Origin of the sequence: Bacillus sp. ILBB4 (assembly GCF_035064545.1) — a bacterium.
Taxonomy (GTDB): Bacteria; Bacillota; Bacilli; order Bacillales; family Bacillaceae_H; genus Priestia.
In genome coordinates, this window is record NZ_JAIQVD010000002.1 from 380,392 (window position 1) to 396,451 (window position 16,060).

Annotated in this window: 18 protein-coding genes; 5 read left to right on the top strand and 13 right to left on the bottom strand. The window is 38.4% G+C overall.

Annotation, left to right across the window (positions count from 1 at the left end; translation table 11 throughout):
* Positions 1-9 precede the first annotated feature (9 nt).
* Both LAV82_RS08190 and LAV82_RS08195 read right to left on the bottom strand, forming a co-directional pair.
* Positions 10-456 (bottom strand): TlpA family protein disulfide reductase, encoded by a 447-nt coding sequence (locus LAV82_RS08190; RefSeq protein ID WP_045292727.1) that lies wholly within the window; start codon positions 454-456, stop codon positions 10-12.
* Positions 457-557: 101 nt separating this feature from the next.
* The gene (locus LAV82_RS08195) at positions 558-1,106 is read right to left on the bottom strand and encodes a peroxiredoxin (RefSeq protein ID WP_013082283.1); all 549 of its coding nucleotides are present in this window, start codon (positions 1,104-1,106) and stop codon (positions 558-560) included.
* Positions 1,107-1,462: 356 nt separating this feature from the next.
* Here LAV82_RS08195 and LAV82_RS08200 point away from each other — a divergent pair, with 356 nt between their 5' ends.
* Positions 1,463-2,326 carry a mechanosensitive ion channel family protein gene (locus LAV82_RS08200; RefSeq protein WP_013082282.1) on the top strand — a complete coding sequence of 288 codons (864 nt, stop codon included), beginning with the start codon at positions 1,463-1,465 and terminating at the stop codon, positions 2,324-2,326.
* A gap of 35 nt (positions 2,327-2,361) precedes the next feature.
* Here the strand turns inward: LAV82_RS08200 and LAV82_RS08205 are convergent, their stop codons facing one another.
* From LAV82_RS08205 to LAV82_RS08230, 6 genes are all read right to left on the bottom strand, one after another.
* On the bottom strand, positions 2,362-2,607 hold the full coding sequence (locus LAV82_RS08205; RefSeq protein ID WP_013056040.1) for a YkuS family protein: 246 nt from the start codon (positions 2,605-2,607) through the stop codon (positions 2,362-2,364).
* A 56-nt stretch (positions 2,608-2,663) separates the two neighbouring features.
* The gene (locus LAV82_RS08210; protein ID WP_057238655.1) at positions 2,664-3,791 is read right to left on the bottom strand and encodes an N-acetyldiaminopimelate deacetylase; all 1,128 of its coding nucleotides are present in this window, start codon (positions 3,789-3,791) and stop codon (positions 2,664-2,666) included.
* A 144-nt stretch (positions 3,792-3,935) separates the two neighbouring features.
* Positions 3,936-4,655, bottom strand: a complete 720-nt coding sequence (dapD, locus tag LAV82_RS08215) for a 2,3,4,5-tetrahydropyridine-2,6-dicarboxylate N-acetyltransferase (protein ID WP_057238656.1) — start codon at positions 4,653-4,655, stop codon at positions 3,936-3,938.
* Positions 4,656-4,784: 129 nt separating this feature from the next.
* On the bottom strand, positions 4,785-5,663 hold the full coding sequence (gene ccpC / locus LAV82_RS08220) for a transcriptional regulator CcpC (RefSeq protein ID WP_013056037.1): 879 nt from the start codon (positions 5,661-5,663) through the stop codon (positions 4,785-4,787).
* A gap of 99 nt (positions 5,664-5,762) precedes the next feature.
* Positions 5,763-6,218 carry a cyclic-di-AMP-binding protein CbpB gene (cbpB, locus tag LAV82_RS08225; RefSeq protein WP_013056036.1) on the bottom strand — a complete coding sequence of 152 codons (456 nt, stop codon included), beginning with the start codon at positions 6,216-6,218 and terminating at the stop codon, positions 5,763-5,765.
* A gap of 382 nt (positions 6,219-6,600) precedes the next feature.
* Complete coding sequence (locus LAV82_RS08230) at positions 6,601-6,837, bottom strand: YkuJ family protein (RefSeq protein WP_013056035.1); 237 nt, start codon at positions 6,835-6,837, stop codon at positions 6,601-6,603.
* Between the two features lie 280 nt (positions 6,838-7,117).
* On the opposite strand from LAV82_RS08230, the gene LAV82_RS08235 reads away from it, so the two are divergent.
* Entirely contained in the window at positions 7,118-7,354 is a 237-nt protein-coding gene (locus LAV82_RS08235) for a glutaredoxin domain-containing protein (RefSeq protein WP_013056034.1), read from the top strand.
* Positions 7,355-7,395: 41 nt separating this feature from the next.
* Here LAV82_RS08235 and LAV82_RS08240 read toward each other — a convergent pair whose 3' ends face one another.
* From LAV82_RS08240 to fadH, 3 genes are all read right to left on the bottom strand, one after another.
* On the bottom strand, positions 7,396-7,869 hold the full coding sequence (locus LAV82_RS08240; protein WP_057274565.1) for a DUF3993 domain-containing protein: 474 nt from the start codon (positions 7,867-7,869) through the stop codon (positions 7,396-7,398).
* 156 nt (positions 7,870-8,025) lie between these two features.
* Entirely contained in the window at positions 8,026-9,237 is a 1,212-nt protein-coding gene (locus LAV82_RS08245) for an EAL domain-containing protein (RefSeq protein ID WP_013056032.1), read from the bottom strand.
* 105 nt (positions 9,238-9,342) lie between these two features.
* Positions 9,343-10,107 carry a 2,4-dienoyl-CoA reductase gene (gene fadH, locus LAV82_RS08250; protein WP_013056031.1) on the bottom strand — a complete coding sequence of 255 codons (765 nt, stop codon included), beginning with the start codon at positions 10,105-10,107 and terminating at the stop codon, positions 9,343-9,345.
* 171 nt (positions 10,108-10,278) lie between these two features.
* Here fadH and LAV82_RS08255 point away from each other — a divergent pair, with 171 nt between their 5' ends.
* The gene (locus tag LAV82_RS08255) at positions 10,279-11,145 is read left to right on the top strand and encodes a metallophosphoesterase (RefSeq protein WP_013056030.1); all 867 of its coding nucleotides are present in this window, start codon (positions 10,279-10,281) and stop codon (positions 11,143-11,145) included.
* A gap of 145 nt (positions 11,146-11,290) precedes the next feature.
* On the top strand, positions 11,291-11,629 hold the full coding sequence (locus LAV82_RS08260; RefSeq protein ID WP_029325109.1) for a hypothetical protein: 339 nt from the start codon (positions 11,291-11,293) through the stop codon (positions 11,627-11,629).
* A gap of 39 nt (positions 11,630-11,668) precedes the next feature.
* Here LAV82_RS08260 and LAV82_RS08265 read toward each other — a convergent pair whose 3' ends face one another.
* Both LAV82_RS08265 and LAV82_RS08270 read right to left on the bottom strand, forming a co-directional pair.
* Complete coding sequence (locus LAV82_RS08265) at positions 11,669-13,792, bottom strand: RNA degradosome polyphosphate kinase (protein ID WP_211078164.1); 2,124 nt, start codon at positions 13,790-13,792, stop codon at positions 11,669-11,671.
* Between the two features lie 73 nt (positions 13,793-13,865).
* On the bottom strand, positions 13,866-15,392 hold the full coding sequence (locus tag LAV82_RS08270) for a Ppx/GppA family phosphatase (RefSeq protein ID WP_211078165.1): 1,527 nt from the start codon (positions 15,390-15,392) through the stop codon (positions 13,866-13,868).
* Positions 15,393-15,501: 109 nt separating this feature from the next.
* On the opposite strand from LAV82_RS08270, the gene LAV82_RS08275 reads away from it, so the two are divergent.
* Positions 15,502-16,014 (top strand): L,D-transpeptidase family protein, encoded by a 513-nt coding sequence (locus LAV82_RS08275; RefSeq protein WP_211078166.1) that lies wholly within the window; start codon positions 15,502-15,504, stop codon positions 16,012-16,014.
* Positions 16,015-16,060 lie beyond the last annotated feature (46 nt).

Sequence of the window (16,060 nt, forward strand, 5' to 3'; positions counted from 1 at the left end):
TGCCTGTATTTATTCGTTCTCGCCTAATACACGATTCACGCGCTTTTCAAGCATTTTCATACCGCTTCCGCCAGCTTGGAAGTGGCGTAGCTGACCTGTTTTATCAAATACGTAATATGCCGGTACATATTGATTTTCAAATGCATCCGTTAATTTATGTTCACTGTCTACAAAGATTGGCTGCGTAATGTCATGTTCTGCTGCTACTTCTTTAATTTTTGTTAAGTCTAAATCATCTTCAGAGCGCGGCATATGAACTGCTACTACGTTTAATTGATCTTTGTATTGGTCGCGAAATTCATTTACTTGAGGCATTGCTTCTTTACATAAATGACAGCTTACTGACCAAAAATGAATAAGCGTTGGCTTTTCGCCGATTAGCTGCTCTTTTGTTACCTCTCCGTTTAACCATTCTGTAGCGCCCGTTAACTCAGGCATTGGCTGACGTAATTTCATGAATAAAAGCCTCCCTTATTTTTACTATTATTGACTATATGTTCTCTATTATCCGATGAAAAAAAGGCCTAACGTGGCGTTAGACCTTTTAAACGTTCTGCTTACGCGTTTAAAGTAGCTTGACCTGGTTTCCAGTTAGCTGGGCAAAGTCCGCCAGTTTGTAACGCTTGAAGAACACGTAAAGTTTCATCAACGTCACGGCCAATATTGTTGTGGTTTACAACTGAATATTGTAATTCGCCTTCTGGGCTGATGATGTATAAACCGCGAAGTGCTACACCTTCTTCTTCAATTAAAACGCCGTACTCACGAGAAACAACGTGATTTGTATCAGCTGCTAATGGATATTTAAGATCACCTAAACCATTATCTTTACGATCAGTGTTGATCCAAGCTAAGTGTGTATGGATTGTGTCTGTAGAAACACCGATTACTTCTGCGTCAAGATCTTCAAACTCATCATAACGGTCAGAAAGTGCAGTGATTTCTGTTGGACATACAAATGTAAAGTCCATTGGATAGAAGAATAATACTGTCCATTTGTCATTTTTAATATTTTCTTCTAAGCTAACTTTACCGAATTCTTTGTTTGATAATACAGCTTCCATTTCAAAGCGTGGAGCTTGTTTACCTACCATACGTTCTGGCATACATGATCCCTCCAAATAATTATTAAATGAGAAAATGTATAAAACATTCTCACTTATGTACTGTTATAACGGTTTTCATTATAATGGATATTGTTTTTTTAGTCAATATTAATTAAGAATGAATTTAAACAACATCTTATAATGGTGACATAGTTGTTATGCCCGCCTTTAGGGCAAATTAAACCCTGACTTCAGCAAAAAAATGCTATAAAAGGGTTGCATTTATTTACCTTCTCAGTTTAGCATGTCTAATATCGGGAATAAACAAATGTGCTCATACTCTTACAAAATCTTTTCCGCAGAATAAATCCCCACTTATTAATATTGAAACAGAACATAGGAAGGATGAACAACTAATGTTTAAGATGCAAGACATCAACTGGGAACAGCTTCTTACCAACGCTGGAGTTATTGTGTTAAAACTCATTGCCATTACCATTGTATTTTTACTTGTACGAGCAATTGGTAAAAAAGTTATTGAACGTTCCTTTGAAAAAATGAGTGAGCGCGAAAATGCTACGCGCGGACGTATGCTCACACTCAAAAGTTTAACCGTTAATGTGTTTTCATATGTACTTATTTTTATTTTTGTCGTTATGCTGCTTGAAGCAGTAAATATCCATGCCACAGCTCTATTAGCTGGTGCCGGAGTTGTGGGTCTAGCAATCGGGTTCGGTGCTCAAGGACTGGTTAGCGACGTTGTAACAGGTTTCTTTTTACTTCTTGAAAAACAGCTTGATGTTGACGACTATGTAACAACCGGAAGTTTTTCAGGAATTGTCGAATCAGTAGGTCTTCGTACTACTCAAATTCGCGGATTTGATGGAACTCTGCACTATGTGCCTAACCGTGAAATTACAAGCTTAAGCAATCATTCCCGAGGCAATATGCGCGCGTTAATTGATATTGGCATTTCGTATGATGATGATATTGACAAAGCTATTTCTGTACTAGAAAAAGTATGCGAGCGCGTTGCTGCAACAAATGAAAACATTGTAGAAGGACCAAACGTGATAGGAGTTCAGGGTCTAGGCGCATCGGACGTTGTGCTTCGTGTAGTTGGCAAAGCTAAAAACGGTGAACAGTGGGGGATTGAACGTCAGCTTCGCAAAGAGTTTAAAGAAGCGTTTGACGCAAACGGTATTGATATTCCGTTCCCTCATCAAGTAAATATTGATAAAAAGCAGCCTGAAGATGCCAAGCAGCCTCAGCATGCATAAAAAATAGCCGAAGGATTTATTCCTTCGGCTTTCTTTTATCCTTGTACCTTGTTGCCTACTTGCTGACAAATTTCTTCTGCCGTTAATCCGCTAGCTGTAATAACTGAGCCTTGCGTTACTGCATCAGAAATCCCCATTACGTTTGAATCCTGTCCTGTTACAACACAGCAATCGCACCCTTGTGCATCACTTTCGTTGCGTAATTGTACCACTTCATGCCCGAGCTGCTGAAGTGCAGCCTGTACATCTGTTAAACCGTATTCTACACCAATTCGTGCCATCGTTGCCCACCTCCTCATGGTATTAATTTAGCCATAAGGAAAAATGATTATACGATTTATTGATTGCCTTTATGTTCAAAATATTTTGTAATAAGTGAAATCGCAATATCTATTGCGCCTTCATGAGGCTGCAGCTTTGCATGATGAAGCCCATATTCAGACTGAACGCCAAGCCAAAACATAAATCCAGGAATATCTTTTAGCATATAGCCAAAATCTTCTCCTGTCATTGCTTCTTTGCACTCAATGACATCCACGTCCGTTTGCGCTTTGGCAAATTCCATGAACTCTCGCGTGACTTCATGGTGATTATATACTTGATGATACATACAACCATAATCAATGGCTGTTTCACACTGATACCCTACTTCTACTCCTTTAACAATCGCTTCAATTCGTTCTTTAACACGCGTCATTGATTCAGGAGATAGCGTGCGAATGGTTCCTTCTATGCGAGCTCTCTCCGCAATAATATTTTGAACCGTCCCGCCTTGAATTTTCCCTACTGTAATTACAGCGCTGTCTAGCGGATCAACGTTGCGAGCAACAATAGTTTGAAGCTGTGAAACGAGCTGACATGCAGCAACTACCATATCATTTGTTGTATGTGGATAAGCAGCATGGCCGCCTTTTCCTTTTAAATCAATAAATAGCTCAGACGTGTTAGCAAATAGTAACCCTTCCTTCAGCGCAATTGACCCAACCGGATATTCAGGTGCTACGTGAAGGGCGAAGATGAAATCTGGAAGCCATTCTTTCATGATGTCGCTTTGGAGCATTGGCTGTGCTCCTCCTGGACCTTCTTCTGCAGGTTGAAAGATGAACAGTACATTATCTTTGATTTCATGCTGAGCAAAGTAAGTCAGTACGCCTAGCCCAATGGCCATATGCATATCATGTCCGCAGGCATGCATGAGGCCTTCATGCTGTGATTGAAAAGAATAATTCGTTTCTTCCGTGATAGGAAGACCGTCAATATCTGCTCGGTAGCCTATTGTTTTAGTTGGATTTGTACCATGTACTTTAACAAAGAGTCCTGTTTTCCACGTCTTTACTTCTAAGCGCTCTTGCGGAAGAGTGTTAATATAATCAAGCAAAAAACGCTGTGTTTTCATCTCTTGAAACCCTAATTCAGGAATTTTATGTAGCTCTCTTCTTATTTTCACAAATTCATTTTCAGGCATGTGTATGTCCTCCTCACGAAATAAAGAAGAAAGCGTGGTTGCCCACGCTTCCAACTTGTTCATATGATACGTTTAAGGATTCAGTATCCCAATCGCTAAAACCTATTAATTCAGCAAAGAAAAAGCGCAAACTGATCGTTTTTCTTATTCTTCGTTTAATTGACGCAATTCTTGCTTGATTTCTGTTTTAGACTTTGTTTTTTCGTCAATTTCTTTAATAACGCGAGCCGGCGTACCTGCTACTACTGTGTAAGGAGCTACATCTTCTACCACAATTGCACCTGCAGCAACTACGGCACCTTTACCTACTGTTACACCTTCAAGAACAACAGCATTAGCACCGATTACTACATCATCTTCTACTACAACTGGTTTTGCAGAAGGTGGCTCAATAACACCAGCTAATACAGAACCTGCGCCGATGTGACAGTTTTTACCTACTGTTGCACGACCACCAAGTACTACGTTCATGTCGATCATTGTTCCTTCACCGATCACAGAGCCGATGTTAATAGATGCACCCATCATAATAACAGCGTTGTCGCCGATTTCAACTTGATCGCGAATAATAGCGCCTGGCTCAATACGAGCTTTAATTCCTTTCATATCTAATAAAGGAATCGCAGAGTTGCGGCGATCGTTTTCAATTACGTAGTCTTCAATTTTTCCTTCGTTTGCTTCAATAGCAGCTTTGATTTCTTTCCATTCACCAAATACTACACCTGTGTTGCCCGTTACGAATGTTTTAGAAGATGAACCAAAGTCAATTCCTTCTACGTCACCTTTTACGTAAACTTTTACCGGTGTTGATTTTGTGCTGTTTTGAATAAATGAGATAATCTCATTAGCATCCATCATTTTCATTATGTATTCCTCCTAAGTAAGCAATGTCTCATTTAATGTAACAAAATGCTTTCACAATGACAAGCATCATTATCGTTTTAATAAAAAGATAACGATTGCAAATAAAAAAAGCGAGCATCTAGGCTCGCTTTAGACCGTTTCTCTTACATATTCACGTACAATATCAACAAATGCTCGAACTTGCTTCAGTTTAAACGCTGATTCATATCCAACTAAAGAAGTGTCTCGAGTAATTGGCTCTCCATTTGCTTTCAGAAGCGGCGTCCGGTGAATATGGCTTCCAGCTTCTTTAATAGCAATCGATGGTAAAATAGCGAAGCCAAGACCATTTAAGGCCATTTGCTTACACGTCTCAATCTGATCCACTACAATCGTACGCTTCGGTGTAGTATGAAACTCTCGATGCCACCATTCTAAAATTTCTTGATAATACGTTGAGTCACTTTTAAATTGAATAAATGGTCGATGAGTATTTACTACTTCCGCTGCCCTTTCAATTTCTGAATCAACTAGGTAAAGAGGGTCTGTAAACAAATGTTCTTTGACACCTTTCCAATCCGGATTTCCGCGTATGATTCCAATATGTACCTCATCTTCGTACAGATAGCGAAGCATTTCACTGCTCCAGCCGGTTACAAGAGAGATTTTAGCATGTGGGTAACGATCCATATAGCGTTTTAACACCGCCGGCAGCCAGTGCTGTCCAATAATCGAAGCCACCGCTAATTTGAGTGTACCATATACTTCATTATCTAAATGATGCAAGTCCTCACGAACCCGATCTTCTTTTTCTACCACTTCTTTTGCAAATTGAACAATCTTTTCTCCAGCAGGCGTTAATGACAGTCCTTTTTGCGAACGAATGAAGATTTGTGTATCCCATGCTTTTTCAATGGTTTGCAGCCTCTGTGATAAAGCTGGTTGCGATACAAATAATCTCTCTGCAGCTTTTCTCATATTTAATTCTTGAGCTAATACAACGAGCATTCGACATTCTATTAATTGCATTCAGTTATTCCTTTCAAGCCTCTTTTTACTTTCATTTTACCTTTATCATATAAGAAAAAAACGGAGAAAGATAGGCTGAAACATGATTTCTTAAAAAAATTATTGAAATGACTCTTTCGGGAGAATGATGGACTGCCTTCTTAATGACTTTAACAAATTTCTTCGTGTTAAAATCCCTTCAAAAATGCCATCTTCATTCTCTACGCACAAAAAAGGATGGTTAATCATGGCATTTATAACTTTTAATACGGATTTTTTCATGGAGACACGAGGAACATTTTGATTCATAACTTCTTCTACTTTCATGGTTTCTAATCGTTCAAATTCAATGCGCTTTAACCCTAAAATCGAATCTAAAATAAGCGTCATGCTCACGAACCCCTGCAGCTGAAACCTTGGATTTAATACGGGAATGGACGTATAGCCAGTCTTTGTTAACACAAGCAAAGCATGTTCTAAATTATTTCCCACTTGAACATGAGCAACTTTATCAGAAGTGACAAGCAAATCTCGAAGTTCAATTTGATTTAACTGATTGTGATCAATATCAATCATTTATACATTCTCCTTCCATTTCTCATAACTTCCACGTGTGTAAAGAGAAAAAGAACAAGCTACAAAATGAAAATAGCTTGCTTACGTAAATGCGAACCCTTAAGAGGGAATAGAAGCAGACACACTCGACGTTCTCCCTTATATGTTAAGTCTAGATTTTTTTAAAACAAGTGTCAACGAAAGTTCGAAATTATCTGAATTTTTTATTTTGGTTTTTTTACAGCATTTGACCCGTTCCTTCCATTTATCAGAAAATCCGCTATCACTTTGTCGATATTTCTCGGGAAAATAGGGCAGAAGCCACCGCAAAAACTCAATACGCAGTAACAAAAAAATGCCGCAAAGTATAAAATCCTTTGCGGCATTCGTTTTGCTTTATCCCTTAATGAATAAGTTCAAAAATTTCAATTGCAATCATATCAACGTTATCAAATTGATAAACGGCTGGCTTTTCACCATCTTGATATACTTCAAGTTCGTATGTTTCAGTTTTTGCATGATATTTCACGCTGCAAATTCTTTTTCCCTCTACTTCGAAGAAGCGTTGTGGCGCTTCACTTCCACTTGCTTGCTCACGGAGATTCACAAGACGAGTTAAAATACCTTGTAATTGTGACATATAATCTCTCCTTTCACCTATTACATCATTACGCATTCGACTTTTCTACAATATCAATTCAAATAAATACTTTATCTAAACTAATACTTAAAAGACACCATTTCACTATATGCCACATACTAAAAAAACACAAGTACTTTACGTGATTTTTCATAAGAAAATGCCTTATTATAGCGATATATGTCGTTTTTTATTATAATAACATAGCGATATACTATGTATCATACAAAACTTCATTCTACTTTAACACCATTCATTTTAATATAGGGAGGTGCTTTCATTGAGATCTATAGAGTTGTACACACAACCAGCTTGCCCACCTTGCGAAATTGTTAAACAGTTTTTACAGCATCATCACGTTTCCTATAAAGAATTTGACGTATCTAAAGATGCTTCTGCTCGAAAACGAATGACTACTGAGTTAGAGTCTTATTCCACTCCGACCATTCGTGTTGACCAGGAAATTATCAGAGGATTTGACCTTCAAGCGCTTGAGAAGCTTCTTAACATCGGGTAACAGAAACACTCAAAATAAGCTTTCCTCGGCTATTTTGAGTGTTACTTACTATATATAAACTTTTGCACTTTCCATTTCCCCTGTTTTTTTACTAACGTGATCATTTCGTAATGATCTTGGTATTTTACCCGTTCATTATGCACAGCCGGAAAAAATTGATAGACATAAGCTTTGTTTTGGTCGGAATGAAGAGCTACCTTCGTCTGTTCATCAAAAGAAAAGAAAGGGATGTAGTGTGTTAAATATTCAGGTCCCTCTCCAACATACCCTTGAGCTTTTTGTAAGAGAGCCTCATTAAAAAACACAGATGCATACTCATCATCTAAAAACAATTTCAGCTCACGAACAACAGCGTCTTGATTAGTATGGGCAGACGCAGCTCTTAGCTGAGCCTGATAAGCGTCCTGCAAATTTATAAAGATTTCATGCCTAATCTCTCCTGATACTTCTGCATGAACAGATTTTCCTGAGTACAAGACAATCAGCAAAAAGACAAGTAAGCATATTTTCTTCAAATTAAATCAGCTCCTTAACTTCTTTTTTATTAGAATTCCGAAATTTTCTCTGCCTATGCATATCTCTATAACCGACTGTCGTTCTCCTCTAAAAAAACATAAAAAACCGGCAACCACTTTTGCGGGTTGCCGGTTTAACTTCAACTTATTTATTCTCTACAAAACGTCTCTTTCGTATAAAAAAGAATATGAAATATCAAGGAATATATAGTGCATATTATCAATCGGATACGAAAAAGTTCGGATATTCTCACCTGTTTCAATATCATTATACAAATCTGATAATATGCCTTTTTTTTCATAGCTCATTCGAATAATATTCTCAAGAAAATATGGGCGCCAGCTCCAATTTTTCTTTACATATTCAGGTTCAAGAATCCAATCCTCGTTTTTCTTTACATAGTTAGAAGACTTTTGAAATCCATTTTCATCGCAGATGTAAAGGCGAAAACACACGTTGGATAGTTCTTCTGCAATAACAGGCAGCATATCGTCATACGTTTCTAGCTTTCTGCACTTTGTCATTACCTGCTGCATTTTATCTTGAAAGCGTTCTGTCAGCTGGTAAACAGCAAGCAGCTTTTTCTTTTCGTGAGCGATATACATTTCAAAACGTTCCTTTAGTTTATCCTTTAAGATGTTCGGATCGACAAGTTCAGCAGCCGGCTTATGTAAATAATAACCTTGAAAATATCTGCCTCCGTTTCTCCATGCATATTGCAGCTGATAGGAGGCTTCTATATCTTCGTATAGAAGCGTAGCACCCATTTTTCTTGCTAACAGAGATAAAGAATACAATACGTCTTGATACGACTGCGCCATGTCCGTTTGTCTCAGAATATGTAAATCTACTTTTAAGATATCTGGTGAAAGCAACCCAATCCTGTCTAGATTACTACTTTCTTTTCCTATATTATCAATTGCAATCTTAATACCATATGTTTGATAATACTTTAGTAAGTGTTGAAGTGATTCCAAATCTCCACTAAAATTGTGTTCTGTAATTTCGAGAACAATTCGATCAAGAGATAATCCTTTATTTTCGAAAAGTTGCAATAATTCTAGCAAGGATTCTCCATGATCGTTCATTAATAAATTAGGGTTCTGATTAATAAAAATTAAAAATTGTTCTTCCTGGGTCAACATATGCTCGAGCGCTTGTGTTAAAACAGCATAATCAACTTCTATGCGATATTCATCCGGAATCGCATCATCATGAAAGAATGGGCCGAGACTTTCAATTTCCCCTTCATTTTGAAACCTGGCCAACACTTCATAGCCAATTACTCTATGTCCATCTGCACTAAAAATTGCTTGATAATACGGAAGAGTTTTCTCTATGTTTGTTAATACATCTAACGGGTCCACTCAACTCTCCCCTCTCCTTGTTCACTTTACGTTAGTATAATACGAATAGCATAATTTTGCTAGTCCTTCTCAGTTTGCTTTGTACTTTTTAGTGCGTACCCACCTTTAAAAAGGATGCTGATTTAGCCACTGTCCCCCGTCCATTGTAATGCATTCCCCATTGATATAAGACGCTTCATCGGAGAATAAGAAACTGGCTAATCCTGCTATTTCCTCAGGAGTTCCAAGGCGTCCTAATGGTACAGAATCTAATGTACGCGCTTTCATTTTTTCTGACTCAAATAATTTATCAGCTCCTCCTGTTCGCTCGATCGGTCCTGGCGCAATCGCATTCACCCGTATACCATATTTCTTCCCCCACTCTACTGCAAGCGTGCGCGTCATGGTTAAAACTCCTGACTTGGCACAAGCTGAATGAATAACGCCTGCTCCTGCGTTCCAGGCGTATGTAGCCACAATGTTTGTAATGACCCCTTTTGTACCTTTATCGATCCAATATTTCCCTACTGCGGAACTGCAATAAAATGTACCATTTAATACGATATTAATTACGCTGTTCCATCCGTTAATGGATAAGTCTTCAGCTGCACATATAAAATTGCCTGCAGCATTATTAACTAAAAAATCAATTTGTCCAAATGCCTTGTCTGTTTCTTGAACCATACGTTCCACATCTTCTGGATTGCGTACATCCATTACCACTGAAAGTACCTGTCCATCAAACGTTTTAATTTCATTTTCTGTCTCTTGTAATCGATCGGCTGATCTACCTGTGATTACCACATGAGCACCTTGTTCTGCAAATCGCTTCGCCATATGTTTTCCCATTCCACTTGAACCGCCAGTAACAATTACGACCTTGTTCTTCAATTTATCTTCCTCCCCAAAATATAAGTGTTTTACAACTATCATTTTACTATTTTTTCTGAATAAAGTGAAACTTTTATCTATTTAACTTAAAAGCAGACTTCTCGTTGTGATGATAAAAAAAACAATGCTATAATGAAAACTTGAAAACTATAAGGAATAGGTTGATTTTGCATGAAAAAGACGTATACAAGACGATCTTTTTTGAAAGGACTAGCGTCTATTTCGTTAGGGTCTTTGCTCACCACGTCTTTTGGGTATACATATGCCAAATATATTGAGCCTAGACGTCTGCAAATTGTTCGTCATACAATTACTTCTAAAAACATTCCGAAAAGCTTTAACGGAATAAAAATTTTACAATTTAGTGATATTCACCTTGGACTCTCTTACGATTTATTACAACTAGAACAGCTTATGGTGACCATAAATAATTTGAAGCCTAATATTATATTATTTACCGGAGATTTAATGGATGTACCTAATGAATACCCGCATCCAGAAAGAATCCCCCCAATTTTACAGAGGCTTCAGGCTCCTCTTGGAAAATACGCAATATATGGAAACCATGATCATGGAGGGTATGGAACAAATATCTACAAACAAGCCATTGAAGACGCAGGATTTAGACTTCTAGTAAATGAAGTTGATACGGTTTCCATGCCTGATAAAAGCTACATTCATATTTGTGGACTCGATGATATTATGCTTGGGAATCCACAATATGAGGGAACGCTAGGGCAATTACAGCCGAATATCTTTTCTATTGCTATGATTCATGAACCTGATGTTGCTGTCAAAGCAGCTCCTTTTCCAGTAGATCTTCAGCTCTCCGGCCATAGTCATGGAGGCCAAATTCAAATTCCTTTTTACGGTCCTTTGATTACACCGCCCTTTGGGACGGTTTACCCTGAAGGAATGTACGAAGTTGGAGATTCTAAAATGAAGCTTTATGTGAACAGAGGCTTAGGAACCACTCGCATTCCTTTTCGTTTTTTAGCTACGCCTGAAATTACGCTTTTCACCTTGCAAAAAACATAAAAACGCCCTTACTGGGCGTTTTTATGTTTTTTGTCTTTTTTTAGCTGATCATGACCGCCTAATTCTAGTCTTAAAGAAATAAACCAGGCTCAAAAGCTTCCGTTCAGCCATACACTACAAAGACAACTGACAAGGAGGTTAAATTATGTACTATCAATATCCCTATACAGGATATCGTAATATTCCAAATGGTGACGAGCGCTTTTTTGGATTTCCTTTTGTTGCTGGCTTAGCTGGTGGGCTGCTTGGCGGACTAGCTGTTGGCGGTTTTGGAGGCAGACCTGGGTGCTGTCCACCACCTTATCCTTATCCAGTTCCGTTTTACGGCGGTGGATTTCCTGGAGGAGGCTACCCTGGTGCCGGCTATGGAGGCGTTGGATTTTCTGGAGGAGGCTACCCTGGTGCCGGTTATGGAGGCGGTGCTCCTGTTTATAACACATACTACGGACCTGGATACGGTCCTGGTGGTCCCATTCCTAGATAATAACATGACTAAAAAGCCGAGCAGTCGGCTTTTTTTATGTTATTCTTGATCGTCGCAAAGAGTATATTGACAAAAGATCTCTTGACTGTTAATAGAGAGCTCATGTTCTTTTTTTATGACATAATGATAATTCCCTTCTTGGTCTTGTTCTCGTGCTTTTACATTATCAGCAAGCATAACTTCAAGCCACTTCCACACTTTTTTTTTCAAATGTGTATCCAAGATAGGAAATAAAATTTCTACTCGTTTCACCATATTTCTTGTCATCATATCTGCAGATGAGAAGAAAAATTTTTCCTGTTTATTATGATGAAAATAATAGATTCGGCTATGCTCTAAAAATCGTCCGACAATGCTTCTTACTCTTATATTCTCGCTAACGCCTTGAATTTGAGGGCGCAAGCAGCACGTTCCTCTAACAATGAGTTCGATTGTCACACCAGCTATAGAAGCTTCATATAGCTTCATAATTAAAATTTTATCCGTCAATGAGTTCATTTTCCCAATGATTCTTCCATTGCCATACCGTCTGTGATAATGGATTTCCTGATCAATAAGATGCAAAAAATCATTTCTTATATCAAATGGTGCAACGGATAAATGATGATATACTGGTTTTTGCGTATAGCCACTTAAGTAATTAAAAAAATTGGCCGCATCTATCCCGATGTTTCGGTTGACAGTAAAAAGACTTATATCCGTATAGATCTTTGCCGTCGCATCGTTGTAATTCCCAGTACCAAGATGAACAAACCGTTTAATATGCTCTCCTTCTCTTCTCACCACGAGCGTAATTTTACCATGCGTTTTTAAATGAGTCATTCCATATATCACGTGGCACCCTGCCCGCTCTAGCTCTTTAGCCCATTGCACATTATTCTCTTCATCAAACCTCGCTTTTAGTTCAACTAGTACCGTCACTTGTTTACCTTTTGCAGCCGCTCGTTTTAATGCTTTAATAACGGGAGAATCTCCGCTTACCCTGTATAACGTTTGCTTAATAGCGAGCACATTTTCATCGTCTGCTGCACCGTTAACAAAATCAAGTACCGGCTTAAACGATTCATAAGGATGGTGAAGCAAAATATCTCTTTGAATCATTTGGTCGAAAACATTTTGATCCGGATGTAACTCTGTTGTAAGCTTAGGAATAAAGGCTTTGTCAGCCAACTCTTCATGCGTAGATTTAAGTAATCTATAAAACGAAAATAAACTGGTTAAATCCAGCTGTCCTTCGATCTCATACACATCTTCATCGTCAATTTCAAGTACTGACTTTAAATACGCTAGTACACCCTGATCATATGGACTCTTAATCTCAAGCCGAACAGCCGCTCCCCATTTTCGCTTCTGTAACTCTTCTTCAATTTCTTTTAGTAAATCTTGAGCGTCTTCTTCGTGAATAGTCATATCTGCGTTGCGGGTAATTCGAAATTGAGAAACGGATGAAACGCGGTATCCCTTAAACAACTTTTTAATAAAATAGGCAATTACATCCTCTAGCAATACAAATAGACGGGTAGAATCTGACGTGGCTATTTCAATGTAGCGCGTTAGCACCGAAGGTACTTGAACGATAGCTAGTCTTTCTTTTATCTCGGCAATTTGCTGCTCATCATTTAAATTTTCTGAAAGGACGACTACTAAGTTCAAGCTTTTATTCATCAACATAGGAAACGGCCGGTAGGTATCAATAGCCATAGGAGTTAATACGGGAAAGATTTGCTCGTCAAAATACTGTTCAAGCTTATCTAGATTTGATTCCTCCAGCTTTTCAACCGTAATGATTTCCACGCCGTATTTCTGTAATTCGGGAAGAAGTGTATGAATATACGTATCATCCTGCTGCTTGACTAGATCGTGGTTTTGTTTGGAGATAGAAAATAGCTGCTGTTTAGGAGTTAAGCCTGCTTTGTTTTCAGGTTTGCTAAATCCAGCTTTCACTTGATCTTTTAATCCGGCTACCCGAATCATAAAAAACTCATCCAGATTTGAACTGAAAATTCCTAGAAATTTAAACCGCTCAAGTAAAAGGTTTTTCGTATCTACTGCTTCTTCCAGCACCCGCTTGTTAAAAGCCAGCCAGCTCAATTCACGATTATTGTAATAAGCTGAATCAGCCACTTGTATGGTTTGCTTATAAGTGCGATTACTTTCTAACATTAGCCTCACCTTCCAGGATAATGGATTTAATCTAGTTAGCTATACTGAATATTCTAACCGATCCAGCGTTATTCTAAAGCTTAGTAAATTCAAGAACAATATTTTTTTTCACTACTTTTTCTAGATGCTTTTTCTGTTTTTCAGCCTGATATTGTTCAGAACGAAAGGTTTTTGTACATAATAGTTTAATCGTAACTGTGTTTTCATCGCTTTTCATGTCAATATGTTGAACAACATTTCGCTTTGTTGCATGTAAACCGTCAGCTATTTTTAAAACCGCACCGAGCAGCTGGACTTTTTTTTGTTCTTCTTTTGTTAACCACTTTTTAAAAGGAGCAACATATTGCCTAAAAGAAGACTTCCCTTTATATGAAGAAACAAGTGCCAGCTTTAAACGTTCTCTATGTGAAATTCCATCGATTGTACGATTAGCAAGCACATAAAACGTATGCTGGCTGCTTGATTCCGCATCAATATACTTTCCTATATCATACACTTGCGCAGCTTTTATAAGAAGCGCTAAGTCATCCTCTTTTAAATCAACCGGTCCCTGCTCCCTAAGATGCTGAAACATCATAATAGCTGTGCGCGTAAGCTGTTTGACATAATCTTTATTTACTTCAAACTCTTCCATTATTTCTTGAAAACTTTGCTGTATGACATCGGGGTACATTGGCTGGATATTAGCATCAGAAGCCTCCTTAAATAACACCCCTTCTCTTAAGCCTTTGCGGCTTAAGATGAAACGAGTCGCGTTGACTGTTTCATATAAGGATTGAAATACTTCAATCGCTGGCAAAATTGTATCCGCACGATCTTTTGACAAGCGGTCTAGCTTTTGAAGATTGTGATAAGACAATGAGCCTATAGCAGATTTCACATGCAATATATCAGCTAAATTCATTTCATATTGATGCAGCCCGGCGAGAGGATAGTGGATAAAACCTTGATGCACTTGCACCATACTTCTTGCACTTCCTCCAATTGCTACAATCGGAACTTGGCGATTTAAAAGCCACGGGACAGTATGGAAATGCCGGATCACGAAATCGCGGATTTTTACTTTTTCTTCTGCAGTGGGAATATTGCCTTTGACGAACTGCAGACGCAGAGATAAGGCACCGAACGAAAAGCTGTGGTACTGCACTAACTCTCGATTGCGAAAATACGTAACTTCCGTACTTCCCCCACCAATGTCAATTGTAATGGCTTCTTCGATCGAAGTGGAATGAATAACGGCAACAAAGCCGTAATACGCTTCTTCATATTCAGACAATAGTTGAATAGAAAAGCCCGTTTCTTTTTTTACAAGCGCTAGAACTTCTTTTGCATTAGCCGCTTGACGGATGGTAGCTGTGGCCACACAGGTAACGTGCGCCAGCTGCTGATGCTTGGTAATAACTCCAAACGTTTCAAGCGTATCAAGCAAGGTACATATTCCTTTAGCCGTTAACACTCCTTCTTTACTTAAATAATTTCGAAGCCGTGCAGCTACTTTCACGTTTTCAATTTGCTTAAACCCTCTGCCTTTTTTGTATTCATAAATAACAAGGCGTATCGTATTTGAACCTATATCAATCAGTCCATGTTTATAAGTCAATGTAATTTCAACACCTTTTTCAAAATAACTTTATGCTCACAAAAGTCACTTTTACTTTTTTCAATCGTATACTGTTACAACATAGTCATATATCAAAGGAGCGAAGTTAATGAGATATATAGTAAAGCGCGGTGAAACCTGGCAAAGCGTTTCAGGTGACTACCGGATTCCGGTTGAAGACCTGTGGATGGCTAATCCTTTTGTAAGCCATAGTACGCTGAAGCCTGGGCAAGTAATCATCATTCCAAACCTCCCTGATAAAGAGCTCATTCCTTACACGATCTACGTGTTTATTGCTGAAAAGCAGCTTGAATTACGAAGAAATAATATCATACAAAAAGTCTATCCCATTGCAGCAGGAAAAATGCTGAGCGCAACCCCTACTGGAGACTTTATTATCGTTAACCGGGAGCCAAACCCCGGGGGGCCTTTTGGCACAATGTGGCTAAGCTTGTCTAAAAAGTCATATGGCATTCACGGAACAAATGATCCAAGTTCTATTGGAAAAGCCGTATCCAAAGGATGCATTCGCATGTATAATGCCCAAGTAAATGAGCTAGCTAAAATTGTGCCAAATGGGACTGGTGTTTATATTCGACCTTCTCGACGAATGGCTCAATAGTTCGGGATTTACTAATCAATAATTGTTTAACTGTGGGAGCAGCATT

Coding starts and splice junctions, on each gene's coding strand:
- LAV82_RS08260 (WP_029325109.1), top strand. CDS start 11,291: ATGTACTATCAATATCCCTATACAGGATATCGTAATATTCCAAATGGT.
- LAV82_RS08230 (WP_013056035.1), bottom strand. CDS start 6,837: ATGTCACAATTACAAGGTATTTTAACTCGTCTTGTGAATCTCCGTGAG.
- LAV82_RS08265 (WP_211078164.1), bottom strand. CDS start 13,792: ATGTTAGAAAGTAATCGCACTTATAAGCAAACCATACAAGTGGCTGAT.
- LAV82_RS08200 (WP_013082282.1), top strand. CDS start 1,463: ATGTTTAAGATGCAAGACATCAACTGGGAACAGCTTCTTACCAACGCT.
- cbpB (WP_013056036.1), bottom strand. CDS start 6,218: ATGATTGATATTGATCACAATCAGTTAAATCAAATTGAACTTCGAGAT.
- LAV82_RS08195 (WP_013082283.1), bottom strand. CDS start 1,106: ATGCCAGAACGTATGGTAGGTAAACAAGCTCCACGCTTTGAAATGGAA.
- LAV82_RS08275 (WP_211078166.1), top strand. CDS start 15,502: ATGAGATATATAGTAAAGCGCGGTGAAACCTGGCAAAGCGTTTCAGGT.
- dapD (WP_057238656.1), bottom strand. CDS start 4,655: ATGAAAATGATGGATGCTAATGAGATTATCTCATTTATTCAAAACAGC.
- LAV82_RS08210 (WP_057238655.1), bottom strand. CDS start 3,791: ATGCCTGAAAATGAATTTGTGAAAATAAGAAGAGAGCTACATAAAATT.
- LAV82_RS08255 (WP_013056030.1), top strand. CDS start 10,279: ATGAAAAAGACGTATACAAGACGATCTTTTTTGAAAGGACTAGCGTCT.
- LAV82_RS08205 (WP_013056040.1), bottom strand. CDS start 2,607: ATGGCACGAATTGGTGTAGAATACGGTTTAACAGATGTACAGGCTGCA.
- LAV82_RS08190 (WP_045292727.1), bottom strand. CDS start 456: ATGAAATTACGTCAGCCAATGCCTGAGTTAACGGGCGCTACAGAATGG.
- ccpC (WP_013056037.1), bottom strand. CDS start 5,663: ATGCAATTAATAGAATGTCGAATGCTCGTTGTATTAGCTCAAGAATTA.